At 67.5% G+C, this 23927-nt stretch carries 22 protein-coding genes, 1 tRNA gene and 1 pseudogene; 12 read left to right on the plus strand and 12 right to left on the minus strand.

The window, feature by feature from the left end:
• Positions 1 to 51: 51 nt before the first annotated feature.
• Complete coding sequence (locus IPO09_11595; GenBank protein ID MBK9517980.1) at positions 52 to 600, plus strand: dihydrofolate reductase family protein; 549 nt, start codon at positions 52 to 54, stop codon at positions 598 to 600.
• A 203-nt stretch (positions 601 to 803) separates the two neighbouring features.
• Positions 804 to 1331 carry a hypothetical protein gene (locus IPO09_11600; protein MBK9517981.1) on the plus strand — a complete coding sequence of 176 codons (528 nt, stop codon included), beginning with the start codon at positions 804 to 806 and terminating at the stop codon, positions 1329 to 1331.
• Positions 1332 to 1601: 270 nt separating this feature from the next.
• On the opposite strand, the gene IPO09_11605 is transcribed toward IPO09_11600, so the two are convergent.
• From IPO09_11605 to IPO09_11635, 7 genes and pseudogenes are all read right to left on the minus strand, one after another.
• The gene (locus IPO09_11605) at positions 1602 to 2105 is read right to left on the minus strand and encodes a hypothetical protein (protein MBK9517982.1); all 504 of its coding nucleotides are present in this window, start codon (positions 2103 to 2105) and stop codon (positions 1602 to 1604) included.
• A gap of 78 nt (positions 2106 to 2183) precedes the next feature.
• A complete protein-coding gene (locus IPO09_11610; protein ID MBK9517983.1) occupies positions 2184 to 3485 on the minus strand; it encodes a hypothetical protein in 1302 nt (433 codons plus the stop codon).
• Positions 3486 to 3551: 66 nt separating this feature from the next.
• A complete protein-coding gene (locus tag IPO09_11615; protein ID MBK9517984.1) occupies positions 3552 to 3725 on the minus strand; it encodes a DUF2384 domain-containing protein in 174 nt (57 codons plus the stop codon).
• 679 nt (positions 3726 to 4404) lie between these two features.
• Positions 4405 to 5489, minus strand: a pseudogene (locus IPO09_11620) (IS3 family transposase).
• 294 nt (positions 5490 to 5783) lie between these two features.
• Positions 5784 to 7280, minus strand: a complete 1497-nt coding sequence (locus IPO09_11625; protein MBK9517985.1) for a hypothetical protein — start codon at positions 7278 to 7280, stop codon at positions 5784 to 5786.
• 825 nt (positions 7281 to 8105) lie between these two features.
• Entirely contained in the window at positions 8106 to 9410 is a 1305-nt protein-coding gene (locus IPO09_11630) for a hypothetical protein (protein MBK9517986.1), read from the minus strand.
• 13 nt (positions 9411 to 9423) lie between these two features.
• Entirely contained in the window at positions 9424 to 9999 is a 576-nt protein-coding gene (locus tag IPO09_11635) for a hypothetical protein (GenBank protein ID MBK9517987.1), read from the minus strand.
• 95 nt (positions 10000 to 10094) lie between these two features.
• Between IPO09_11635 and IPO09_11640 the strand changes: the two genes are divergently transcribed.
• Positions 10095 to 10988, plus strand: a complete 894-nt coding sequence (locus IPO09_11640; protein ID MBK9517988.1) for a hypothetical protein — start codon at positions 10095 to 10097, stop codon at positions 10986 to 10988.
• A gap of 574 nt (positions 10989 to 11562) precedes the next feature.
• Positions 11563 to 12090, plus strand: a complete 528-nt coding sequence (locus IPO09_11645; GenBank protein MBK9517989.1) for a hypothetical protein — start codon at positions 11563 to 11565, stop codon at positions 12088 to 12090.
• Between the two features lie 87 nt (positions 12091 to 12177).
• On the opposite strand, the gene IPO09_11650 is transcribed toward IPO09_11645, so the two are convergent.
• Positions 12178 to 12957, minus strand: a complete 780-nt coding sequence (locus tag IPO09_11650) for an HNH endonuclease (protein ID MBK9517990.1) — start codon at positions 12955 to 12957, stop codon at positions 12178 to 12180.
• 33 nt (positions 12958 to 12990) lie between these two features.
• Positions 12991 to 13290 carry a helix-turn-helix transcriptional regulator gene (locus tag IPO09_11655; protein MBK9517991.1) on the minus strand — a complete coding sequence of 100 codons (300 nt, stop codon included), beginning with the start codon at positions 13288 to 13290 and terminating at the stop codon, positions 12991 to 12993.
• A 16-nt stretch (positions 13291 to 13306) separates the two neighbouring features.
• Here IPO09_11655 and IPO09_11660 point away from each other — a divergent pair, with 16 nt between their 5' ends.
• From IPO09_11660 to IPO09_11695, 8 genes are all read left to right on the plus strand, one after another.
• Positions 13307 to 14443, plus strand: coding sequence for a DNA cytosine methyltransferase (locus IPO09_11660; GenBank protein ID MBK9517992.1), 1137 nt, complete (start codon positions 13307 to 13309; stop codon positions 14441 to 14443).
• A gap of 40 nt (positions 14444 to 14483) precedes the next feature.
• Positions 14484 to 14651, plus strand: coding sequence for a hypothetical protein (locus IPO09_11665; protein ID MBK9517993.1), 168 nt, complete (start codon positions 14484 to 14486; stop codon positions 14649 to 14651).
• Between the two features lie 392 nt (positions 14652 to 15043).
• Positions 15044 to 15754, plus strand: a complete 711-nt coding sequence (locus IPO09_11670) for a hypothetical protein (GenBank protein ID MBK9517994.1) — start codon at positions 15044 to 15046, stop codon at positions 15752 to 15754.
• A gap of 163 nt (positions 15755 to 15917) precedes the next feature.
• Positions 15918 to 16154, plus strand: coding sequence for a hypothetical protein (locus IPO09_11675; protein MBK9517995.1), 237 nt, complete (start codon positions 15918 to 15920; stop codon positions 16152 to 16154).
• Positions 16147 to 18417 carry a hypothetical protein gene (locus IPO09_11680; protein ID MBK9517996.1) on the plus strand — a complete coding sequence of 757 codons (2271 nt, stop codon included), beginning with the start codon at positions 16147 to 16149 and terminating at the stop codon, positions 18415 to 18417. The genes IPO09_11675 and IPO09_11680 overlap by 8 nt, the downstream gene beginning before the upstream one ends.
• Positions 18414 to 18740, plus strand: a complete 327-nt coding sequence (locus IPO09_11685; GenBank protein MBK9517997.1) for a hypothetical protein — start codon at positions 18414 to 18416, stop codon at positions 18738 to 18740. Before IPO09_11680 ends, IPO09_11685 begins: the two co-directional genes overlap by 4 nt.
• 233 nt (positions 18741 to 18973) lie before the next feature.
• On the plus strand, positions 18974 to 19153 hold the full coding sequence (locus IPO09_11690) for a helix-turn-helix domain-containing protein (protein MBK9517998.1): 180 nt from the start codon (positions 18974 to 18976) through the stop codon (positions 19151 to 19153).
• Positions 19153 to 20331, plus strand: a complete 1179-nt coding sequence (locus tag IPO09_11695) for a site-specific integrase (GenBank protein MBK9517999.1) — start codon at positions 19153 to 19155, stop codon at positions 20329 to 20331. Before IPO09_11690 ends, IPO09_11695 begins: the two co-directional genes overlap by 1 nt.
• 20 nt (positions 20332 to 20351) lie before the next feature.
• On the opposite strand, the gene IPO09_11700 is transcribed toward IPO09_11695, so the two are convergent.
• The 3 genes from IPO09_11700 to IPO09_11710 all read right to left on the minus strand — a co-directional run bounded on the left by IPO09_11700 (position 20352) and on the right by IPO09_11710 (position 23786).
• A tRNA-Pro gene (locus IPO09_11700) sits at positions 20352 to 20425 on the minus strand.
• A 248-nt stretch (positions 20426 to 20673) separates the two neighbouring features.
• Positions 20674 to 21993, minus strand: a complete 1320-nt coding sequence (locus tag IPO09_11705) for an aminopeptidase P N-terminal domain-containing protein (GenBank protein ID MBK9518000.1) — start codon at positions 21991 to 21993, stop codon at positions 20674 to 20676.
• A 50-nt stretch (positions 21994 to 22043) separates the two neighbouring features.
• Entirely contained in the window at positions 22044 to 23786 is a 1743-nt protein-coding gene (locus IPO09_11710) for a M61 family metallopeptidase (protein ID MBK9518001.1), read from the minus strand.
• Between the last annotated feature and the right edge of the window lie 141 nt (positions 23787 to 23927).

A 23927-nucleotide genomic window follows, 5' to 3' on the forward strand; every position in this document is an offset into this window, starting at 1 on the left:
GGGAGGCCGGTGGCTTGAAACGGCGCAGCCACCTGGCTAGGAGCCGAACGCATGGGACTCCTGACCTTCGCGCTCAACGTGACGCTGGATGGCTGCTGCGACCACCGCGAGGGGGTCGCCGACGACGAGATGCACCGCTACTGGACCCGGGCCATGGACTCGGCGGGCGCCATGCTCTTCGGGCGCACCACCTACGAGCTGATGGAGTCCGCCTGGCCCCAGGTGGCGAAGGATCCGAAGGCGGCGCCGTCGGACCGGGCCTGGGCCAGGAAGCTCGAGGCCAAGCCCAAGTACGTGGTCTCGACGACCCGCCGCGACTTCCCGTGGAGCAACACGCACCACGTCCGAGGGGACCTGGCCCGGGCCGTGAGGGCGCTCAAGAAGGCCACGCCGCGCGGGGTGATGGTGGGGAGCCCCATGCTCTCCGCCGAGCTCCTGCGCCTGGGCCTGGTGGACGAATACCGCCTCCTGATCCACCCCGTGGTGGCCGGGCACGGACCGTACCTGTTCGCCGGCCTGCAGGCCTCCTTGCGCCTGGAGCTGGTGGCCTCGAAGCGGCTCAAGTCGGGCATCGTGGCGCTGCACTACCGGCGGCGGTAGGGGGCGGGGCGGACCGAGCCGGTCACCCGCCGCCACACTCCGGTCGCGGTACACGGCCCGCAGGTGCGGAGCCCTTGCCGCCCTACCGGCCATGAACGGGCCAGGGCCAACGATTCCAATTTGATCTCGGCTTCGCTGTTGGCTCCGACGCCCGTGCACTCATAGTCTGGACCGGTTCAACTGGGCCGTGCTTTAGTCTGCCCATGGCATCCGGCCCTGACGACAAGAGCGTCGAAGCGCTCACGGACGATTTTCGCGCATGGGGAGTCTCGGATCCGGAGACCTGGGCTCGCTCGCAGGCCGAGGAAGGCATCGACCAGTATGGGCGCCTCGTCTTCCTTCGAGGCGCATGGCAGGCCGTCCTGAAGGATGGCGACACCAGCTGGATCGATCCCCTCGTCGCGCGAAGCGAGGCCCGGCCCACGGAGCCTGGGGCAGGCGCCGGCCAGGCGCTGAGGCGCCTCCTGGCCGCAGGAGCCTCCCGCAGCGACCTCGCCGAACTCGTGCGCGTGATGCAGTGGGAGACGATGGCTGGCCTGGCCTACCAGCTCTCCGACCCGGGCGTCGTCACCTACCCCTCGAGCGACGCCCCCCGCGTCGAGTGGGCGCTGGTTCGAATCGACGCCGACGGGCAGCCGATCTCCGAGATCGGCTCGCTCCACGAGAGCGTCCTCGAGACCGATCCGACGGGACGGGAGATGCGCCCGGCCTCGCCCATTGCGGGCCGGTAGGGCTGCCTCTCTGCAAAGGCGCTGCAAAAGAACAGGGGCCCGTGAGGACCCCTGTTCTTTCAACCGTTTATGAGTCGGGGAGACAGGATTGGAAAGAGAAGTATGGCGCTTAGCTAACTACGCGACGGCACACAGACTTTCCCGGTTTCCGTTGTCGCGTCGAGGGCTTCGTTCGGTCCAGGGAGTGCAGTGGCGTCCGGCTCGGTGACGCCGAGGGCCTCCGAGTTTTGGCAGCAGTTTGGCAGGTAGTTTCTGCCAGCCCAGGTCGCTCTACGCCTCGCTCCTCCACAGAACCACGCGTCGGAAGCGCTCGTATACCCAGACACGGCGAAAGACTCTTGGGTGGACTTCCAGGAGCGGGCGCCAGACGTGACGCACGAGACCCTCGATTGGCTCTGCCGCGATGCTCGCCGTCCTCGGGTTCGCGTCCTCGAAGTCGTAGTAGAGGAGCAACTCGAATGGCGCGCCATCGACCTCGTAGGACTTCCCAAGCTTCTGCTCCAGCATCGTCCGTTCAGGAAGCCGGACTCGGGTGATGTCCAGAGGAACCTGGGCGGGAGCCACCCGCATGGCAGTGATCCTCTGTTCAACAAAAGCGCTGTCGAGGATCCTGCCAAGCTCAAAGTACGTGGTCACGCCATCGAGGCCGCACATGATGTCGGGCTTCGGTTCGTCTGGGCTCTGCACGGAATCGGGAGCGACTCCCAGCCCTCCGGCCACACTGAATTCGAGGAATACCTCTCGCTCGTGTGCCTTCTTGCTCTCGCTGGTCATGTCCCGCCTGACAGATAGCTACCCACTCGCTCGCTCGTGCCTCTGAATGTCACAGCCGACTATGACGCCGCACCTCCACTAGCCTGCGTCGGGTCTTGAGCGTCGGAACAGGTTCGAGACCATTCGCCAAGCTCGGGTAACCCTGGTCGGTGCCACGGCTGTGGGTACAAGGGGAGTGAGCGTCAGCTCTGCGCTGACGCGGTTGCCCCCCTCCTCGGCGGCAGGCAGCCCGTCCATGGTTGGGCCCCTGACTTCTATCCGGCTGGGGACCAGGGTCACCCCGTCCCCCATGGCAAAGCTCATCTGATCCTCTGGCATCACTTCGTAGTGTCCTGCAGCAGCGCGGCGTAGTGACTTGATGCGCGAACTCCAACGAATGTGCGGGTAGAGTTCGTTTGGTGGCGCGAGACTCTCCACGGCCCCCTGCAGCACACCGTGAAACGACCTGGTCAACGGAAGCGCCTCGAATGGGCGTTCAAATGGCTGGGCCACAAGCACAAGACGGCTTGCCTCCGGCGTGCCCGACAACTCGAGTATCGCCTCCCGCAAGTAGCGAGCGGTGTCGACAACCGCCCTCCCAGCGACGACATAGACTTCCGAGAAGCCCTTGTAGCTGTGTTCGTAGGCGTCGCTCGCCTCCTTGGCGTCCTGGTAGGTCACGTCGTCACCCTTGAAGAGAACGCGCCTCCGGATTTCGGCATCCAGGGACTTCTTTGGAATGGCCCATTCTTTGGCCAGCCCCTCCTCGTCTACGGCCATCTCCAGTTTCAACCGCCTGCGGACAACGGGAGTGAGCGCCTCCATCCCCACGAACAGGTGCGAGAGCGCCATCGACTTCTGCTCTGGCCGCCAGGCGCGAAGCGCCAAGTCATAGTGAACTGCTGCCCGGCTAAGTCGTGCCAGGTCTGGGTTGTGCCCAAACGTCTGCAGGAACGCCATCGTTGCGTCCAGGTCGAGCCACCTTCCTGGCACAGGAAGGCCCGTCGGCGCCGGTAGGAAGCGCTGCACAAACTCGTGCTCCATCCGACCCGGGGTCACGTCGAGTGCGAGTTCGATCTCCAGGTCACCGACGCTGGCATTCGCCGCGACGGAAAGCAGCGACTTCAAGAACATCGCCGCATTCGGAAACGCGCCCATCGCCTTCTGGGCCGTCGCTGCGGGACCACTGACCTCGACGAAGATTCCCCTAGGCACTGCCGCGTCGAACCCCTCGTCGACAAAGTGGGTCCGGACGACACACGTCACCGGCCCTTCAACTGTAGGAATCCCTGCGACAACGATCTGCTCACCAGGCCTGATGCGCGCGAAGGTTGTTCCGCGCATCACGACCACGAACTTGGGCTTCGTGGCCTCGCTCTCCGCGGTGTCCGTGAGCGCCATTCGATCCGCCTTGCCTTGCTCCGCCAAGAAGACTCTGGAGGTCTTCGTCCCTGACGTGGCCTCGGCCTACGAGTAAATGCCGAAGTCGATCCGATCCAATATCCCGAGCACGCTATCAGTTCCGGCCTTCGTGCGAAGAAGCCGCTTAGGCTTCTCAAAGCTCAGCGCCCAGTTCGGACGGTCGAGCCAGGTGCGGGCACCTCTAGCGTCGCCGAGTACTGCCCTCGCCCGGTCGAGCACCAGTCTCTCGCGCTTGCGAAGCTCCTTGGCACTTCCGGCACGGGGCCACCTCCCGGCGGCTGCCTCTTGGACCTCCTTAGGACCGGTAGAGCGACTGCCGGGAGCCGTCCTCCATCTCCTGTTCTTCCTTCGGTGTCATAGCCAGCTACGACGCTTAGGCCCACCTGTTCACGGAGGCATTGTCCCAGCCAGCTATGACAGCCGCTCCCGCCTCCCGGCCGTTGGCGAGGGGAAACATCCCGTCATCCCACTAGGGCTGGCTCCGCGGGTCCGGAACGCCCTTTCGAACAAGGCCACTCTTCGTGAACTCCAGCCCTGACAGGAACGCGCAGGCACGAAGCGGACCGCTGATGAAGAGAGATCCTGCTACGCCCTTGTCGGTGCAGGCCCGAGCGATGATGGACTGTCGAGGCATGGGGGCGCAGGCCGAGCGCATGTCGATCAGCGGATCAACCTTGAGTTCCAACTGCGCCACTTGACCGCCTGGTACGCTTCCGTATGGAACGGGAGTTGGCTGGACGCCCGAAAAGACCGCGAGCGTGTCTGCGGCGAGCGGGGGCCTGTTCAAAGCTGGGTCTCCTGACCTGACCCCCAACTCTAGGCCGCCCCGGATGCAACCGAGTTGTGACGTGACCCTCCCCCGGGGACTGGTCCTATCCGAGGTTGAGAATCTCCTCCCCCGAAGGGCGTTGCTTGGCTGCGAAGGGTCCGGCGTCATGTCGGAAAGCCCTGTGTGGGGCCTGTTTCCGTTGTAGCCCCGCCGCCAGGCCTCGATCTTCCGGCGGGCATCGTTGATGTCCAAGAATAGCTCAGCCTTGAGCAGCTCGTCTCGCAGCCTCCCGTTGAAGCTCTCGATGAAGCCGTTCTCGACCGGCTTGCCGGGCCGGATGAAGTCGGGCCGCACGCCGCGCCGGTACGCCCAAGCGTCCATCTCCTTCGAGTAGAACTCCGACCCGTTGTCGACGGTGATGGTCTTCGGGTAGCCGCGGTTCGCCGCGAGCCCGTCGAGCGCCGAAGCAACCTTCTTGCTGGTGAACGAGGTGTCCACCGCAATGACCGGGCACTGCCGGGTGAAGGTGTCGACCACGATTGGCGCCCGGAACCGCCGGCCGCTCATCAACTGGTCCTGGACGAAGTCCACCGCCCACCGCTCGTTCGCCGCCGTCGGCGCGGCCGGCACGACGCGGAGGTGGGCGCCGCGCTTCTTCAGGGGCTTGGTGCGCACCGAAAGCGCTTCCGCACGGTAGATCCTGTGTCTCCGCTTCTTGTTGATCAGCCACCCCTCGCGTCGTAACAGGATGTGGAGCCGCTGATAGCCCCATCGCTGCGGTGCCTGCGCCAGCTCGCGAAGTCTTGCCCGAATCGGTGTGTCGTCCGGACGATGCGCCCGGTAGTAGAACGTCGCCCGGCAGAGCAGCACCAGCCCGCAGGCTCTCCGCCTGCCGACGCGGAAGCGCTCGACCAGGTGGTCCACCTGTCGGCGCTTGCCTGCGGGCTTCACCATTTTCCCTTGAGGACCTCCTGGAGCATCTGCTTGTCCAGGGTGAGGTCGGCGACCAACCCCTTCAGCCGCCGGTTCTCTTCCTCGAGCTGCCTCACCTTCTTCAGCTCCGCGACGCCCATCCCGCCGAGCCGCCGGTTCCACAGGTAGAAGGTCTGCTCCGAGATCCCCATCTTCCGACAGAGCTGCGCGGCCGGCGTCCCCGCCTCCACCTGCCGCAAGGCGTAGGCGATCTGCTCCTCCGTGAACCTCGACTTCCGCATCCTCGGCTCCTCTCTCCAGAGGCCCCCGAAGGAAGGAGAGTTCTCAACCTCGTTTCGGTCCAGTCTCTTGGGGGGACGTCACTTCAGTTGGGGCGCGAGCAGGCCCGCGTACCAATGCGGCGCGACCCGGGCTGAAGCGTCCGCCTCCACGGATCCGGCGTCATCTCCGTCGGCGGCAGGGTGGCGCCCACCTTCCTGCCGCAGACCTGGCAGGCCACCACGGCGCCTAGATGGGCGTCGGGCAGGGGTAGCCAGGAGCCGGGGCAGTCGGTGGTGAAAGCCACCGGGGCGAAGCTACGGGCAGGTCGCGGTGGTGTTGTTGCCGGAGATATCCACCCTGGCCGGAGATGCATTCAACTTCGCCAGAATCGCCTCGGCCTGACATTGAGGGAAGTTCGGGTTGCCGACGATCCAGAGCCCATTCCCAATGGTTTGCAGTGCCGGCGTGGTCACGGTGCTCAAGATGCTGTTGCCTTCGATATCCACGATGAGTGCACTGCGCAACGCCGGTGCACCGATACTGGCAAGGGAAGCGTTGCTGAAGAAGACCAACTCCTCGGCGCCCGTCATGGCGGGCAAGCTCACCGAGGTCAGGCCAATTGTATGGTGAACTGAGATGGCTCCCGCCGACAGCGCCGGCAGGCTCAACGTGCTCAGGGACGTCGTGCAATCGATGCCGACAGATCCCGTAGTCAGCACGGGCAGGCTCAAGCTCGGCAGGTTCGACCACTCCCCCCATGACGCCACGTAGACGGAACCCGTGGTCAACGCCGGCAAGCTCAAGCCTGGCAGGGCAGTGGCCCCCTCGATGCTTACCGTTGCCGGATAGGCGTTGGCTGGTCCTGTTGCAAGGACAGGGAGACTCAAGCTCGCAAGGGACGGTGAGGCCCTCACACGGACGGCTCCGCTCGTCAACGAAGGCAGGCTTATGGTGGTCAGTGAACCCCCATAGCAATCGATCGCCCCCGTGGTCAATACAGGCAGGCTCAATGCAGCAAGCGTCGCATTGCCGCCCACCGTAACGGAGCCCGCAGTCAGCACAGGGAGAGTCGCGCTCTTCAGGGCTGGATTGCGTTCAATCAGCACATTGCCCAAAGTGAGCGCGAGAAGGTCCAGGCCTTCGAGCACCGGGTTGGCTGAGACCTCCACGGTGCCAGCATCCGTCAGCGCATTCAGGGCCAAGGTGTCAAGGGCGGGGTTGTCCGAAACGACCAGTCCGCCATAGCAGACCATCGTCTTCGTGTTGCAGTACCTCTCGGTTGTCACGGACGTCAGCGAAGGAAGGGCTACGGCTCGCAACATCGTGTTCCCCTCGACCACCAGCGAGTACACACTGGTCAGTAGCGGCAGGCTCACACTCGTCAGGTTGGTCCCCGAGATCGTCAGCGTTCCAGTGAGGGAAGTGCAGCCGCGAGCAGCGAACGCATCCAGGTCGGCAACGCTGGTGATGGACACGTCGCCAGTGCAGGCAACGGATTGCGCACTTGACGCCGTGAAGTCCTGGCCGCCAGCATCCACGCCGCTCAGGCTCACGGAACGGTTGGCCGGCGTGAAGGTGAAGTTGGCGAGCGAGGGCGTGACGGTATAGGCACCGTCGGTGAGGCCCGCAAAGGAGTAGTGACCCGCCGTGTCCGTGGTCGTGGTGGCCCTGCTCGCGCCGGTCAGCGACACGGTGACGCCCTGGGCCACCGCCCCGGAGACGGTGCCAGCTACGCTCCAGGTGTCAGGTGTCGATGATCCTCCGCACGAACCGAACCAGGCGCTGGTCGAAAGCCCCACAAGGACGGCCATCAACTGGACTGCTCTCCAGGTGCGCATGGGTTCCCTCCGCAGCGTTGCTCCCTCTCGGCAGTCCGAGAGGACCAGGACTCGACAGCCACCAGGAGGAGGACGTATTCAGGGGCTGCCGGCGCGCTTGGGCCTCAAGGTCGACGACTCTCGCGGGACCAGTAGCCAAGGCGGCTCCTCCGATTCAGGCTCGACCTCTGAAAGGGATCCCACAAGCGCCGCGTTGTCTCAGCCCGGCGAGGACGCCCCGGCTTGGTGACACCGCGCGGGTGCGGCAGAGGGCGCTCCGCCGGCGCCAGTTCCGCCCAGAAGCCCGGGGCCGTCCCAGCCACGCCCACCTCCGAACCTTCATCGCCCAGCAGGTGCTCCAGCTCGTCCCTTAGCGCCGGCTTGGCATCAGCCAAGGCTGCCTCGACGGCGGAATGCTCGTCCCCTTCCAGGATCTGCTCCGAGTGCACGAGGAGCACGCGCAGGCCTGCGGGGTGGAGCGGGGTTGCCAGCGGGGTGGCTACCCATCCGCACCCCCGAGGGCGCCCATCCACGGAAGGGGATGGATTTGGCAACCCAAGTGGCAACCCGGAGCCGGTTCACCAAAAGCGAAGGGCCGGATTCCGTAGTGGATTCCGGCCCTTCCAAGTCGGGGAGACAGGATTTGAACCCGTAGTGGGCGTCTTACGCAACCCGGTGATGGCACTCGCCCTTTCGCCCTTTCACCAGTAACGACGCCTGCTTCGGGTGGACAACCTGTAGGACTGGAGTGGACTCGGTTCGACGGAGTTCGACCATGGTTCTGGAGACATTCTGGAGACGGCGCTTGGCGCCGCGTGGCTACTTCTCCACGAAGTATGCGATGTCGCCGCACCATGCCCGCTCAAGTCCCTGCCAAGACCTTACCGCCTGCGCGCCATCGCCCGGGTTGTGGACCATGGCTTCCGTGAGCGTGCTCTCGGTGATGACGATGCAGTGGGCGGGTGCTCCAAGCTGGCCAATAGGGAAGAGCACGTAGCTGCCGTTGGCATTGAGCTCGGTCACCCTTCTCGCCAAGGCGCCGGGCAGTGGCCTCTCAATCCGGAGTTCCCACTTCGATCCGAGAACCGCCAGAGCGCTCTTCAGCCGATCAAACCCCGAACCAGCGCTCCCTGCTTTGTGCCACATGATGTCTACCAGCGTCGCTTCATCGACCACGTCCGCCCCCTTGTGGCGGAGGACGCTTCTCGCGCACGCTGGGATGCATCCATAGTCCTTGTCGGCCTGCTTCAAGATCTTGAACTGTTCGGCCATGTCAGGCACCTCCCGGTTCTGGGCGTTTGCACCGACCACGAAGACGAACCCTGTTGTGAGACTCAAGGTCTCGCGCAGCGCAGCAAAGTCGGCCTCGCTGAAGCACTTCAGTTCGCGCGTGACCATCTCGGCGGTCATGGCTGCGAACCTGGCTGCCTCGCGGTAGGCCCGGCCACCGAGAAACGGAAACACTTCAGCAGCGATGTTGGCGATGCCCGCCGCGCCGGAGCCGTGGACGTTCCAGCAGAGCTGCGGATACCGAAGCCGGTAGAACTCCTCGTAGCCGGTCTGAAGGTGGCCAGCGGCAGCGAGGTCGGCGTTCTTGGAGTCCGTGGCCAGGTCGCGCCCGGTCCAGCGTGGCGGGTGGCTGCCGTCGTAGCTCGGCCACCACCGTGACCGTAGTGCCTGGACGCGCGCCTTCTCCCTGGTCGCGTAGTTGAGGATGGTCTGCTCCTCGGTGGAGGGTGCCCGCCCAACGCCCGCCAGGTAGCCGGCCATCGTCTGGGCGTGTTTCAGCTTCGCGGAGTCCTCCCAGGCGTCCATCATCTCAGGAGAATGTGCGCCCGGGGCTAGGTGCATGAGGGTGACGTCCACGGCGCCCTCGAAGAGAGCTCGAGCAGCTGCGATGACGGCCTGGAAGTCGGCCGGGTGGTTGAGCTTGGTCAGGCTCCGGAGCCAGGCAATGGCGCGGAGGAGCTGCACCTGGAAGGCCAGTCCGTGGGGCGCGGTCGCGGCCCGCTCATCGACGGCTACGCGGACCTTCTCGTCGATGAATGCTGCCACGACCTGGCACTCGGCGAAGAAGGCGTTGGACAACGCAAGGGCTTCTGACTTGGTCTGCTCAGGGTCCACGTGTCCTACCCCTTCACCGAACCACAAGAGTCCATGGCTGCGGCTTGTCCGGGTCGATGATCACGCCGGGCCACGGCCCGAGGTCGGGGCGCAGCCGAACGACGGAGCTGTACACGGCAAGGATGACGGCCACCATGTTCCCCTCGTGGAACGCGACCTCGCTGTGCTCGTGCATGTACCGCCACCGCTGGAACGTGCCCTCGAACTCCTTGAGCGATCTGGCCAACCCCTCCACGGTGGCAGGTTGCGCGTCGACGTGCAGAAACGAGGCGACATCCTCCTGGGCGCGGCGGGACAGAAGGCCGAACATGGCAACGTACCGGTGACCATCCGGCCCCTTGGACGGGGGCGTGCCGCCGTCCAGCATGACGCGAGACTTCAGCGCGAGTTCCAGGGCGAGTGCTGCGCAGGTCGCCTGGGATTGGATAGGCGAAGGTCCCCGCCCCCCTCGAACGTCGGGGGACGCCATGAACGACCCCAGCACCTGGTATGCGAGGAAGAAGTCCCTCGAGCCGCGAAACATGTGGCAGGCGGCGATGTTCCGGATCACCTGCTCGCTGTCCGGGGTCATCGGCTCGTCCGGGCTCATGCCTGTCATCATCGTCGAGGCCCCCGACATCGCGGGCGCCAGCGAGGTTCGCGGAGCCCCTCCTCGGCTCTTCCCACCGGCTGATCGACAGGATCATGCTGGAAACCATGGCGACCTCCCGCTCCCCGTCCAGGTCTACCGCGCAGGCCGAGGCCAGCCGCAGCAACGGCAGCCAAGGTCGCGGCCCCGTAACGCCCGTTGGCCGCGCCCGGAGCGCCCAGAACCCCCTCGACCACGGCCTGCGCTCGGAGGAGCTGACGGTCCTGCCCCACGAGCGGCCCGAGGAGGTCGTGGAGCACATCGAGCGCGTCCTCGCCGACCTTGGCGTCGAGGGGTACACGGAGACCATGATCGGCAAGCGGGTGGCTCTGCGCCTCTTGCAGCAGCGCCGCCTGGAGGATATCGAGGCCCGCCACCTCCAAGCCGAAGTGGACCGCCGCCTCGACGACACCGACGAGATGAAGGCGGTCCGGCTCATCGAGGGGACCTGCGCCGCGCTCCAGACAATGGCGACCGTCATGTCCTCATCGTTCCCCACCGGCCGCGAGGCGCTGGACCAGCTCCTCGTCCCAGTCTCGGCCGTGTCGGCCATGCTCGAGCAGGTCGAGGCCACCGGCGCCAAGGTCTTCGTCGGCGGCGCGGCGCTCAAGGCGGCGCTGAGCCGGTTGAGGCAGGAGTCCCCCTTGGAGACCGACGCGGCGGCCTACGCCGTGGTCCTGGAGAAGGCCCTCGTCGCCCTTGGCGCTGTTGAGCAGCTCCTCCCCGGCACTCGGGCCGCAGTCGAGGCCCGGAAGGTCGAGGTGGCGAGCCAGATGCCGCTCCCTGACGACCGCGACGCCCTCCTCCGCCGGCGCTACGCCGCCGACCTGGACCGCCGCCTCGCCGCCGACATGCGCCTGCTGGCGGCGCTGCGGGAGCAGCGAGAGGCGCTTTCCGGCTCGGGTTCGCTCGGTCAGCCTCCCCAGGTGCAGGTCCGCCTCGTTCGCTGACCTCGCCAATCGCTAGGGCTACCCTTTCGGGTCGGCACCGTCAGGCTAGCCCCACAGAGGTACCCAGCGCTGGGACCTCACACGAGGGGGTCAGGCGCTCTTCAAGTTCCCATTCTGGCGGGGCAGTTCCGCCCTTCAGGCTCCAATCGGGGAGCAGGGGGGTGGCCGCTTCCGTAGCCGGGGGGGGAGGGGCGTGGCAGCCAAAAGTTCCTTTGGTTCCTGTGAGTTCTGCTTGGGATGCGACCAGACAACTGGGCTGAGCAAATCCTGCCTCCTTATGGGGATAAGGAGATAGTCCGGGAGTTCCAGGAGTGACCGGGCTTCTTGGTCTCCACGCCGGCGAGATCCGCTCGCCGCTGTAGTCCACCAGGATCACCACCATCACGCCGACCACCGGCGCGGATGTTCGCGCGCTGGGGGCCTGGCCCTCGTGTGCCCGGCGCGCCCCGGAGCAGCGATGGTCCAGCAAGTTCAGCAGCAGTTCTCGGGGTTGATGCGGAGGCGGGCCTTCGAGCCGATCAGGAGGTTCCTCACGGGGACCGACGCCGACGACAGGTTGAGCGAGGGGATCGCCATGGCCTACGAGGCCGCCCTCCGAAAGGCGGCGCAGGGGGTGCTGATGGACGACGCCCTGGTCGTGTACGCCGCTCGGCTCCGCGCCATCGAGATCAGGCGCGAGTTCGTTCGTGGCCGGCAGCCGCGCCGTGACGCCCTGCACCGCGCCAACTTCACCGACGGCCGCACCGAGGTCTTCCACCTCGATGGCCTGCTCAACGAGGACGATGGCTGGCAGAGCGAAGGAGACGTCGGTCTCCAGGCCGCCTGGCTCGCGGCCACGTCGATGGACCCTGCCGAGCAGATCGCCGCCGCCATCGACCTCGGTACCTGGCTCTCCAGCCTGGGAGATGGCGACCGTGACCTGTTGGCCGGCCGCATGGCCGGCCACACGCTGCAAGAGCTGGCCTGGCGCACCGACGCCTCGGTCTCCAGCACGTTCAAGCACCTGCGGGACCTCGGCAAGGACCTGGCCCAGCACGCCGGCATCCTGCTAGTGAAGAAGAAGCGGAAGCCGCGAGGCCGCACCGCGGTGGCTCGCTGCTGACCGCGGGTCGCGGTGGTGGAACGGGAGGCCGAACCGGCCCCTCGTTCTTAGCCCTCGCCGCCCGTGTAGGCGACCTGCCCCACCAATCTACCGACCCTTCAAGAGCGCCTTTAGGAGCTGCTTGGCGTGCACCTGGACGTCCTCGCCCGCCGCCGCGGCCGCCTTGGCCAGGACCTCGTAGACCGCAACCTCTTCCTCGGCGAACAAAAGTTCCAGAGCCCGGGTCTCTGTCAGTGCAACGTGGGAGTATCCGGAAGGAGTCGCCCAGAAGCACTTCTCGCACACGGACTTCTTCTTCGTGGTCGTGAAGTTCTTGCAGTGCTCGCAGGCCCAACTCTTTCTGCGCTGGCATGACGGACACAGCAGCATGAACTCGTCGACCTTTGTCAGGTCAGGGTCCCCGAAGATCTCGAAAGGAAGCCGGTGATCCACCTGCAAGAAGTTCTCGTCGAATCCGGCAAAGCAGACGGAGCACTTGGCCCCGTCCCGTGCCACGAGCGACTTCTTGAGCGCCTTGGGAAAGGCCTTCCGCCCGCCCAACTTGGAGCTCTTGGCGTCAGCCGGGTCTCCGATGGTGTACGCGGCGATCTTCCGGGTACCGCTCCTGGACGAGACCTTGAACGTAACGAGTGGAACGCCGTTGTCCAACACGTCCATGCGGGCGCGCGGCGGGTGATGGTAATCGTACTGGTCGTGGAGTTCCTCCGTCGTCACGTATCCTTCGCGAAGGATGTGCGCGAGCACGCGCTTTGGACGGGCGGCCTCGACCTTGTCGATCAAGTCCAGCAAGTCCTTGGGCAACTTCTTGCTCTTCGCCCGCTCGATCAGCTTCACAAACTCAGGGTTGTCGGTCGGCGACTTGGACACTGGGCGTTGGCGCTTTCTGCGCATGTCCCACGTTCACTTGTCCGCACGGGGCGACCGAAGGTCCTCGGCACGCGTCAGCACCGAACTCGCCCGCACCCCAAGCGCGGCCGAGATTCGCTCGATGTTGTCGATGCTGATGTTCTTCTCGCCGCGCTCGACGGCGCCCATGTACGTCCGGTGAACCCCAGCCAGTTCGGCCAAGTGCTCCTGGGAGATCTTGCGTGCTTCTCGTAGCTTCCGCACGGCAAGCCCGAAGGCTGTTCGAAGGGTCACGGCGAGGCGAATCTCAACACCTTGACTCCTGTTGGTCGACACTCTATAGGCAGCGCACATGCCGAAAGGTCTGAAGATGAACGTGCTTGATCTCTACTGCGGAGCCGGAGGCCTCAGCGCCGGCTTCGAGTTGCTGGAGACCTTCCGCGTCGTTGCGGGGCTGGACCACTTCGAGCCGGCCGTGAAGACGTTCTACCGAAACCATGTCGACGCAAATCGAAAGTTCGCGTCGCCGACCGACATCACGAGCGTCCGTGGGGAAGACCTCGAGAAGGAACTCGGCAAGATCGACATCGTCATCGGTGGCCCTCCTTGCCAGGGGTTCAGCCACGCTGGTCCGCGCACCGTCAAGGACGCCCGCCGAGACCACGTGTGGGAGTTCGCTCGCCTCGTCTCGGAGATCAAGCCAAAGGCGTTCGTGATGGAGAATGTCAACGGCCTGCTGGTGACCGGGCAGAAGAAGCGCGGCCAACTCCTGGAGGAGCTGACGGCGCACTACGAGAAGTGCGGCTACCGTGTTGTCTCTCAAGTACTGGACGCCGCGGACTACCTTGTCCCACAGCGCAGGAAGCGCCTGTTCATCGTTGGCGTCCGCTCCGGCAAGTTCGAGTTCCCGTTGCCGATGTCCGGTGCGGTACCGGACCTGTTCCACCGAGTGGAGCGGTTCTCGACGGTCAGCGATGCGCTTGGCGATCTGCCGGAGCCCAAGGGCCTGCCCGACCAGCCCTACGAGGCCTCGCCCCACGGCTGGCTCCAGCAGTACCTGCGGCACGGCTCCAACGGGCTGAACAACCACACCCCATCCAAGCACAGTCCAGACATGCTCCGGCGGCTCTCCAAGCAGGAGCCGGGCACCCGCCTCTACCCGAACTGGAACCACTCCTGGTTCCGACTGATCTTGGCGCAGCCGTCTCCCGCCGTGAAGGAGAATCACCGGGCGCCCTTCGTTCACCCGACAGCACCGCGCGTCACAACGCCGCGGGAATGCGCTCGGCTCCAGACCTTTCCTGACTGGTTCGTATTCGAGGGAACGAAGACCGCCCAGCTCATCCAGATCGGCAACGCTGTACCGGCGCTTCTCGGTCTTGCGGTAGCGACCGCGCTCGCCAAGTCGTTGGGTGCCAGTCTGAAGCTGACAGAGCGCGCCGCCATGGTGCCCTCCGCCGCTGTCCCGACATCTCGGGCGGAACGAAAGGGCCGACTGGCCGGGTAACACTCGAGATCCGCTCATGCCAAAGCTTGGTACGCGAGGGATGTTCTTCTGCAAGCTCTGCAAGGAGCCCACGACGCACGTCTTCAAGGAAGAGAACGGCAGGGAGAAGTACGTGTGCCTCTGCTGTGAGAGCGAGAAGGTCCGGGGCAAGGACGCGACGGAGCAGATCAAGAAGTCACGCAAGGGCGGGATGTACACGCCCCCGTAGACGGCGCAGTGACCCTGCCCTCCCGACTTGGAGCGCAAGAAGACCGTGCTCGCCGGGGGACTGCCTTGCCAGGCCTTCTCCCACTGAGTACCGCCTCAGCTAGATTCCACCGTGGCCGCGTCGCCTCGGCTGCCTGATGCCCCTGGCCACCGTCCCGTCGATGCCCGTCGCCTGCAACTGACCCCAGCCGGACCTCAAACGACCGTCGGCGAGCGGCCTGGCGGCCATGTCACGCTGCACGGCGGCTACGTCGCCGAGGCTGAGAGGTCGGAGCGGCAGGATATGAAGTAGAGGGGCTAGGGCCGATCACCCGAACGCCGCCGTCCTCGGGCGGCCGCCCCTCTCCATCGCCGAGGCGACCGCCGCGCCAGTAAGGCGCACGAGGAGCGGCCATGGGCTTCGCGCGCGTACCGAAGGTCGCCGGCATCGGCGAGAACACCGGGGACGACTACCGCTTCCCCGACGACAAGGCGGCCCGCGACTACATCATCGTGACCCGCGGGCGCACCCCGGAGCAGCTCGTGAGGATCACCACCGCCGGCATCACGGGCTTCTCGGTGGCGAAGGTGATGGCGAAGTTGGAGAGCGCGGGATGGGCGCTCGGTCCTCACGGCCCGGCAGCCAAGGAACCGCCCGGTCTCCCCGACGCCGCCGCGGTGGCCTTCCTCCGCGGACCGCCCGAGACCGTCGCGACCGAGCTGCTGAGCGTGGTCACCATGGCCCAGCAAGCAGTCCGGGCGCTGGAGCTGCTCGACGAGCTCGTCCCCCTTGCCCGGGAGCTCCGAGCCTTCCGGGAGCGCACGCCCGGGGCATCCGAGAGCCTGTCGAGCTGGCGGAGCGAGTTGCAGATGATCGCCGCGTTCACGCACTTCGCGGCGGAGCGCGAGGGCCTCGAACTCGGCGACAAGGAGATGGAGGCCTTCGCGCTCATCATCGGGTTCAGACTGCCGGAGGAGGAGTTCCACCGCGACCCGCTCACCACACGTGACCGCGCCCAGAACTGGCGCCGGACTCTCAACCGGGCCGAGGCGAACGGGATCATCGACGTCCTGCGGGCACTCGCCGACCAGGTGAAGTCGGAGACCCCGCCCACCAACGCTTAGGGCGTCACGGATTCGACCATACGCGCCGAACCGTGACTCACGGGGACTAAGCGTCTGGGGTAGGTGAGCGTCACGGATCGCTCTGTTCTGACCGATTCGAGAGGCTTTCCACCAAGTATAGTAGGCGTAGTTGAGAAGACCTCACCAGCACAACGAGGTCTTCATGCCCATCAACTTCAACACCAACCCCGACGCCACCACCATCATCGGCGTCTTCAACAAGAACAAGTCCACCACCACCAGCACCTGGAACTCGATGAGGGGGCGCAAGTGTCCCCCTAATGTGCGGGTTGAGTGGTGGTGGTGGCCGAATCCCAAGTTCATTCGAGTGGATGTGGGGCTTCCGGTCCTGGACACCTTCCACGCGGTCCTGGTCGCCGGTGAGGTGCGTCGTGCATGAGGCCGACATCACGGCCCTCATGGCCTTGCTGCTTCTGCGGACACTGACTCCACGTCGCCAGATCGACGTCACGCCCATCACGGCGCCCGTTGTCGCCGTCGAACTCGACCACAATGCAGGCGAGACCACCGTCGGCATCAAGTTGGCGGTGGAGATCAACGGTACGGCCCTGGTCCACACCGAGCTGGTGTTGGGCGCCTCGGTCTCGGTCACCTCCCTCACCGCCGCCATCGCTCGGTTCCTGGAGCAGGTAGGTGTCACGGTTCCTGTTAAGAGGAAGATCGGGCGGGTGTTCCTCGTGGCTCAGGATACCAAGGCCGTGCTCGGCCTCATCGAGAACGTCACCCGCGACACTCGCATCCGGCAGCTCGGCGAGGACGTCCACCACGCCGACTTCATGCCGGTCCAAGTCGGCACGGGCAGGTGGGTCCTCTCCCTCATCGACCTCCGGGCCTTCTTCCAGGACCGCGACATCGAGAACGTGGCTGACTTCATCGGCTTCGCCTCGGTCGAGGCCGTCTCCCACCAACTCGCCGGCCAGCTCGGCCGGGATGCTGCCCAGCGGCTGGCCACCGAGGGCCGGGGCGTGGCCGTCATCAGCCTGGCCTTCAAGCAGTTCCGGGACCGGATGCTGTCGAGGTGGGGGGCTGATCCACTCCGGAACCGCACCCTGGCGTCGCTCGCCGCCCGGGTGTTCCGCGGGAGCTTCCTCAAGTCGGGCCCGGCGCCGTGGAAGCGGCGACTGTCCGTGAAGAAGCGGAAGACCACATCCGGCTTTCGGGATGAGCGCCGGAACGAGAAGGTCTTCGCCGGCAACCCGGACGTCCGCCTCTCCGCCGCACGTGCGCTCTGGGGCGGCCTGATGATCGCGTTCCAGCGGGGGTTCGTCGTCCGGCCGCTCGTCGAGCTTGACACCATCAGCCTCTACCCGCACGCAGCGATCATCCAGGCCCTGCCCTACCAGCGCACCCGTTGGCGCGCACTTCGCGGCCTGGGAGAGATCGAACAGGTGGAGGGCTTCGCCACCGTCGAGTTCGAGTTCCCGCCCGACTGCGCCTACCCCAACTTGCCGACGGTGCGCGACGGCGTCCACCGGATGCACTTCACGCGCCGGGGCGTCAGCACCTGCACTGTTGCGGAGCTGCAGGTCGCCGTGCGGCTCGGTGCAAGAATCCAGATCATCAGCAGCCAGGTCTTCGAGCCGGGCGAACGTGAGCGTCAGCACGACCCGGGCGCCTACATGCGCGTCCTGCTGGCCGACAAGGCGAGCGCCCCCAAGGGGAGCATCCAGTACGAGATGTCCAAGCTGCTCGTCAATGCGCTCATCGGCAAGCTGGTGGAGCGGTTCGGCGGCTCGACCCTGCTGGACTTCGAGCGCACCGCGCAGCTCCAGGGCTTCGCGGCCGGCCTCGGGTCCACCGTCGCCAACTCCAGCACGCTGCACCAGGCGTTGAAGCGCAACCTGGATGCCGGCTCCATGTTCGCGCCGGAGTGGGCGGCGCTGATCATCGGCCGCGGTAGGGCGATCATGGGCGACGCCTGCGCGAAGGGCCAGGTCGCCCTGGTGTCGACCGACGCGGTGCTCGTCGCGCCCGGCACCGACCTCTCCTGCCCCGGACTCGACGCCCTACGCGCCGTCGGCTCGGATCTGCGGCTGGAGCACACCGCCGACGCTGCCTTCATCGCCAGGAATCGGTGTTACGCGCTCCTCCGCCGACCCGAGAACATCACGGAGAAGGACGACGTCCTCGCGTCGAACTCGAAGTGGGCGGTGATCAGGACGGCCAGGCACGGCCCGTCGGAGACGCCCGTTGAGTTCGCCGAGACGGTGCTCGCCTGCATCGCCGCTGGCCGCGACGTGGCGCCGGCGCGTGTCCGCGAGCGCCGCATCGGCGCCCATGAGGCGGTGCGCCTCGGCCGCCGCATCAACGAGGAGGTGTCGGAGCCGCACCGGACGACGTTCAGCTGGGATGGAAAGCGGCGCCTCCTGAACCGGGACGTGAACATCTTCACCGACGCGACCGCCACTGCACCCTACGAGACGCTGGGTGCGATGGAGGGCGCCGAGCGGCAGGCGCAGCGGTCGAAGAGTAAGCGGGAGCGGGTCACCTCGCGGGAGCAGGCGAAGAAGCTCCGCGCCGTGATGGCCCTGCTGGCCGACGGGCTCACCGTGGCCGAAGTAGCGCGCGAGGTGGGCGTGGAGCTGAACGTGGTGGAGGAGATCCGGCGACGGATGCCAGTCGGTAGCCGGGGGGCGCCATGACCCGCACGACCCGGTCCAGCAGCTCCCTCGTCGCGGCACTCGAGGAGTCCGGCCGCCGGATCTTCGAGACCGACACCGGCCGGCTCTACATTCGCTGTCCGTGGACACGCTGGCACGCTGACGTGCTCATCAAGCACGCCGAGATTGTCCTGGGCATCGAAGGGGTGTCACCGGACTTCCTCAAGTGCGAGATCTGCGGCCAGAAGAGCCACGGCGACGTGCTCCGGATTCTGGATCCCTGGGCGGTACACCGGGCGGTGCTCCGAGCGTTGGGTGTGGTTGATCCGCCCGCGGCGACTGACCCAGAGGAGGACCCGTCGTGAGCTCGCCGGGGAAGTCGGGGCGCTGGTTGTGCCGGTCGTGCGCGTGCATCACCGGAGAGCCGTACCGGTACCCCGAGTCACCGTGGACGTACTGCTCCAGGTCTGGGTGCGCGATGTCGGAACAGGAACAGGTCGTCGCGCTGGCTCGGCTCCAGAGGGAGGTCCACTTGCCGCCCCGGCTGGTTCCTGTCTCCGGCGCCGGAGCGCCAGCCCCCACCTCTGAGAAGCCGTTGATGACGGTGAAGGACGTCGGGGCGTTGCTCTCGAAGTCCAACCAGGCCGTCCACAAGATGATCGAGCGGGGTCAGCTTCCCGGCGTCACCCGCGTGGGCCGCCGCGTCTACGTCCGTCGGGCCGACCTGCTACGGTCCCTGGCCGAAGGGCGAGTGCCTTCACCTGGAAGGAGCAGGTGATGGCGGTTCAGGTCAGGCCCTACGTGGTGGCCATCAACCACGTCGAAGGCTGCGCCAAGCGCAAGTGCGGCCGGGAGTGCGTGCGCACCGTGGACGGGTGGGAAGTGGACGTCGTCGCGTACAGGGCCAACGGCGAGATGGTGCGGGACCGGAAGAAGGTCACCGGCTCCAAGACCGCCGCGTGGCGCTGGGGCGAGGAGCGCCAGAGCTTCCTGCTCCTGAATGGCAAGACCAAGCCGGTGGTGGCCCCGACGTTGAGGGTCTTCTGGCCCAGGTACCTCGGCGCGTGCCGCGCCAAGCGGTTGAAGCCCTCGACCCTGGTGCAAAAGGAGCTCATCTACGCCCACGACCTGGAGCCTCTGCTCGGGGACGTGCGGCTCGATGACATCACCGACCGGCGCATCTCGAAGCTGCTGGAGGCCAACGCCGAGAAGAACCCAAAGACCGTCAACAACATCCTGGTCAACGTGAACCAGCCGCTCAAGCTGGCGCTGAAGTGGGGCGAGATCAGCAAGATGCCCTGCACCATCGAGCTGCTGAAGGTGACCGACACCGAGGTCGCCTTCTACGAGCCCGAGATCTACGAGAAGATCCTGGAGGTGGCCAAGGGCATCGATCCCCGTATCGAGCTCCTGGTCCTCCTCGGTGGCGAGGCCGGCCTGCGCTGCGGCGAGATCATCGCGTTGGAGCAGGGCGACGTCGACCAGCAGCGGAACTACATCCACGTCCAGCGGTCGGAGTGGGAGGGCCACCTCACCACGCCGAAGTCTGGCCGGAGCCGCAAGATCGACATGACGGAGCGTCTGCGCTCCGCGCTCAAGAAGGCCCGGCACCTGCGCGGCGACCGGGTCCTGTGGCGCGAGGACGGCTTCCCCAAGGTCACCCAGGTGCTCTTGGCGAAGTGGATGGTCAGGGTGCAGAAGCTGGCCGGCGTGGAGGTTACCGGCGGCATCCACATCCTGCGGCACACGTTCTGCTCCAGGCTGGCGATGGCCGGCGCCCCGGCGCTGGCCATCAAGGAGCTGGCGGGCCACCAGTCCCTCGCCACCACGCAGAGGTACATGCACCTCTCGCCGAAGGCGAAGGAGAGCGCCGTGAAGCTGCTGGAGGGGGTGAGGTTTGACCAAACCTCTGGAGACATTGTGGAGACGGCCCAGGGGTCCGTGAGGAACCCCTGAGCCGTCAGGTACTTACGTAGTCGGGGAGACAGGATTTGAACCTGCGACCCCTTGGTCCCGAACCAAGTGCTCTACCAGGCTGAGCCACTCCCCGATGCTGCGGCGTCGGTGCTGCGCTCGCGGGTACGGGAGGCCCACGAACCGACGTAAGGCGGCGTGAATACTGGACCGCCGAACGGGTGTCAAGGCCCTTGCTCCCAGCAGGAATCGCCCTCGGTCCGGGGAGCAGGGCTTCACCCTGGGATCTGGAATGGCACCATCCGGGTCCTCGAACCGTCCGCCACCGGCGGCCCTGAGGGGCGGCGCCACCGAGGGTCGCCAGCGCCGCGCCGGCGGCCCCCCTCAGCGGACGCAGGCCGCCTCCAGCTCGGCGATCTCCTTGGGCACCCCGGCGGTCAGGTTCTGGTGGCCGTCGGCGGTGACCAGGATGTCGTCCTCGATGCGGATGCCCACGCCGCGCAGCCCCGGCGGCGCGGTCTCGTCGTCCTCGGCCACGTAGAGCCCGGGCTCGATGGTGAGCACCATGCCGGGCACCAGCGGCCGGCTGGCGCCGTCCACCTGGTAGTCGCCCACGTCGTGCACGTCCATGCCGAGCCAGTGGCTGGTGCGGTGCATGTAGTAGCGGCGGAAGCCCTGGTCGGCGATCCGCTCCTCCGGCGTGCCGGAGAGCAGCCCCATGGCGCACAGCCCCTCGGTGAGGCCGCGCACCGTGAGGTCGTGGAGCTGCTCCACCGTGGCGCCGGGGCGCACCGCCGCGATGGCCCGCTTCTGCACCTCCAGGCACAGCGTGTAGAGCCTGGCCTGGGCCTCGGTGAACTGGCCGGAGACCGGGAAGGTGCGGGTCACGTCGGCGGTGTAGAGCTGGTACTCGCCACCGGCGTCCACCAGGCAGACGTCGCCGTCCCGGAGCACCGCGTCGCCGGCCCGGTGGTGCAGGATGGTGGAGTTGGCGCCGCTGGCCACGATGGTGCCGTAGCCGGGCCCGCTGCCGCCGCGCCGCCGGAAGGCGTACTCGATCTCGGCCTGCACCTGGTGCTCGCGCCGCCCGGCCCAGCCGTCGCGCATGGCGGACAGGTGGGCCTCGGCGGTCAGGTCGGCGGCCTTGCGCAGCAGCCCGAGCTCGGTGGCGTCCTTCACCAGCCTGAGCTCGTGCAGGATGCGGCCGGGCTCGACCACCGCCCCGGGCGCCCGCCGGCCGGTGCGCGCCCCGGCCCGCAGCTCCACCAGCAGCCGCACCACCCGGGCGTCCCAGGCGTCGGCGGCGCCCAGCTTGAACCAGAGGGTGCGGGCCGCGTCGAGCAGCCCGGGGAGCTGGGCCTCCTGGTCGGCCACGGTGAAGGCGGCGTCGGCGCCCAGCACCGCGGTGGCCCCCTCCACCCCGAGCCGCCGCCCGGTCCAGATCTCCTTGGCGCGGTCCTTGGGGCGCACGAAGAGCAGGAAGCGGCGCTCGCCGGGCCGGGCCGACAGCACGGCGCACCCCTGCGGCTCGTCGAAGCCGGTGAGCCAGTAAAAGTCGGAGTCCTGGCGGAAGGGGTACTCGGCGTCGCCGTTGCGCAGCGCCTCGTCGGCGGCGGGCAGCAGCATGACGCCGCCGCCCTGCCGCTCCATGGCCTCGAAGACGCGGGCGCGGCGGGCGGCGTACAGGCTGGCATCGTGGTCCATGGCGTTTCTGCTCCTCGGGCACCGGCGGCTGCGCCGGGCCCCTCGTTCACTCAGGGGCTGGGAAAGGGCTGGCCGCACCAGGCCTGGAAGGCGGCCCGCTGCGCCTGGGAGGGCGCCTCCACCGGCTCCAGCCAGGCGGTGTCCTCGGGCGGCGCCCCGAGCGGCACCTCCACCTCGTGCAGGGCGTCGCGCCGGAACAGGGTGAGCCTGAGCGCGCCGGCCGGGCCGCGCTCCTCCAGCCGCTCGGCCAGGCCGGCCCGATCGAGCCGGAAGCCGCCCTCGGCCAGCAGCTCGTCGTCGGCGGTGAGGCCGGCCAGCCAGGCCGGGCTGCCCTCGCGCACCGAGGTCACGGCGAGCCGCGGCCCGCTGCTGAGCTCGGCCCCCAGCCAGCCGTGGGGCGGGCCGTCCTCGGGCCTGGCCGGCTTGCCGCCCTTGTCGTCGGGGCCGCGGGCCGGCCGGCGGCGCAGCCGCAGGCCCACCAGCTCGAGGTCGGGCTCCAGCGGCCCCACGCCTCGCACCAGCTGGTCGAAGAGGAGCGCCGCCGCCTCGGCGCCCACCAGCTCGGCCACCACCCGCTCCACCCCGTCCTCGGGCACCCCACCCTGGGCGTGGCGGGCGTAGAGCTGCCGCAGCACCTCGTCGAGCGAGGCCCCGGCCCGCCGCAGCGCCAGGTCCAGCGCCAGCGCCACCAGCTCGCCCTTCACGTAGTAGCTGACCGTGCTGTTGGCGGTGTTCTCGTCGGGCCGGTAGAGCTTCACCCAGGCGAGCAGGCTGGACTCCTCCGCCGAGGTCTTGGCGGCCCCGGGGGTGCGCCACAGCGTGGTGAAGAGCCGCCCCAGCGCCTCCTGGTGGCGGGCCGGCGGCAGCAGCCCGGCGCGCACCAGGGTGAGCTGCTCGTAGTAGCTGGTGGCCCCCTCGAACCACCAGAGCAGCCGGGTGTACTGCTCGCGCCCGTAGTCGTAGGGCGTCAGCGCCGCCGGGCGCAGCCGCTTGACGTTCCACAGGTGGAAGAACTCGTGGGAGACCAGGCCGAGCACGTCCTCGTAGCCCTGGCGGGAGCCGAAGCCCAGCCGCGGCACCAGCAGCACGCTGGAGGCCAGGTGCTCCAGGCCGCCCCGCCCCTTGCCGGTGAGGTGCACCACGAAGACGTAGCGCCGGTAGGGCAGGCTGCCCCAGAAGGCGCCGTGGGCCTCCACGATGCGCTGGACGTCGCGCACCAGCCGCGCCAGGTCGTGGTTGCCGCGCCCCCACACCACCACCTGGTGCTCGCGCCCCAGCGCCTGGAAGCTGGCCGCCTCGTGCTCGCCGATCTCCAGCGGCGAGTCCACCAGCTCGTCGTAGTCACGCGCGGTGAAGTGGGTGGGGCCGCCCTCCAGGGCGGTGGCCACCCGCCAGCCGGGCGGCAGCGCCACCTCCACCCGGTGCGGGCCGGTCTCGCGCCCGCGCGCCGCCAGGAAGACCCCGGCCGGCGAGAGGAAGGCGTGGCTCTGGTCCACGTGGCTGGTGCGCACGGTCAGGTCGTTGGCGTAGACGCGGTAGCGCACGGTCACCCGCGCCGCGGCCCCGGCGTCGAGCCGCCAGCGGTGCTTGTCGAGCCGCACCACCGGCACCGGGCAGCCGGTCTCGTCGCTGGCCTCCACCTGCTCGAGGTGGCGGGCGAACTCGCGGACCAGGTAGCTGCCAGGGGTCCAGACCGGCAGGGCCAGCTCCAGCCCGTCGCCCGGCTGCTCCAGCTCGAGCGCGACGTGGAGGTGGTGCGTCTGGGGAGCGGGGAAGGAGAGCCGGTAGCGCATGGCGACCCCGAATCTAGCCCGGGAGCGGGGGGGCGCAGGGGAAAGGCCAGGCTCCCGCGTGGGGGGGCCCCGCCGCCCCGGGTCGGCCCCGGCGCCCGGCCCCGTCCCCCGGCCCGCCGGAGCGCTGGCCCCGGCGCCCGC

This window comes from Anaeromyxobacter sp. (genome assembly GCA_016718565.1).
In the GTDB taxonomy this organism is placed as follows: Bacteria; Myxococcota; Myxococcia; order Myxococcales; family Anaeromyxobacteraceae; genus JADKCZ01.

Coding starts and splice junctions, on each gene's coding strand:
- IPO09_11595 (MBK9517980.1), top strand. CDS start 52: ATGGGACTCCTGACCTTCGCGCTCAACGTGACGCTGGATGGCTGCTGC.
- IPO09_11600 (MBK9517981.1), top strand. CDS start 804: ATGGCATCCGGCCCTGACGACAAGAGCGTCGAAGCGCTCACGGACGAT.
- IPO09_11605 (MBK9517982.1), bottom strand. CDS start 2,105: ATGACCAGCGAGAGCAAGAAGGCACACGAGCGAGAGGTATTCCTCGAA.
- IPO09_11610 (MBK9517983.1), bottom strand. CDS start 3,485: ATGGCGCTCACGGACACCGCGGAGAGCGAGGCCACGAAGCCCAAGTTC.
- IPO09_11625 (MBK9517985.1), bottom strand. CDS start 7,280: ATGGCCGTCCTTGTGGGGCTTTCGACCAGCGCCTGGTTCGGTTCGTGC.
- IPO09_11635 (MBK9517987.1), bottom strand. CDS start 9,999: ATGAGCCCGGACGAGCCGATGACCCCGGACAGCGAGCAGGTGATCCGG.
- IPO09_11640 (MBK9517988.1), top strand. CDS start 10,095: ATGCTGGAAACCATGGCGACCTCCCGCTCCCCGTCCAGGTCTACCGCG.
- IPO09_11645 (MBK9517989.1), top strand. CDS start 11,563: ATGGCCTACGAGGCCGCCCTCCGAAAGGCGGCGCAGGGGGTGCTGATG.
- IPO09_11655 (MBK9517991.1), bottom strand. CDS start 13,290: ATGTGCGCTGCCTATAGAGTGTCGACCAACAGGAGTCAAGGTGTTGAG.
- IPO09_11660 (MBK9517992.1), top strand. CDS start 13,307: ATGAACGTGCTTGATCTCTACTGCGGAGCCGGAGGCCTCAGCGCCGGC.
- IPO09_11665 (MBK9517993.1), top strand. CDS start 14,484: ATGTTCTTCTGCAAGCTCTGCAAGGAGCCCACGACGCACGTCTTCAAG.
- IPO09_11670 (MBK9517994.1), top strand. CDS start 15,044: ATGGGCTTCGCGCGCGTACCGAAGGTCGCCGGCATCGGCGAGAACACC.
- IPO09_11675 (MBK9517995.1), top strand. CDS start 15,918: ATGCCCATCAACTTCAACACCAACCCCGACGCCACCACCATCATCGGC.
- IPO09_11685 (MBK9517997.1), top strand. CDS start 18,414: ATGACCCGCACGACCCGGTCCAGCAGCTCCCTCGTCGCGGCACTCGAG.
- IPO09_11690 (MBK9517998.1), top strand. CDS start 18,974: ATGACGGTGAAGGACGTCGGGGCGTTGCTCTCGAAGTCCAACCAGGCC.
- IPO09_11695 (MBK9517999.1), top strand. CDS start 19,153: ATGGCGGTTCAGGTCAGGCCCTACGTGGTGGCCATCAACCACGTCGAA.
- IPO09_11705 (MBK9518000.1), bottom strand. CDS start 21,993: ATGGACCACGATGCCAGCCTGTACGCCGCCCGCCGCGCCCGCGTCTTC.
- IPO09_11710 (MBK9518001.1), bottom strand. CDS start 23,786: ATGCGCTACCGGCTCTCCTTCCCCGCTCCCCAGACGCACCACCTCCAC.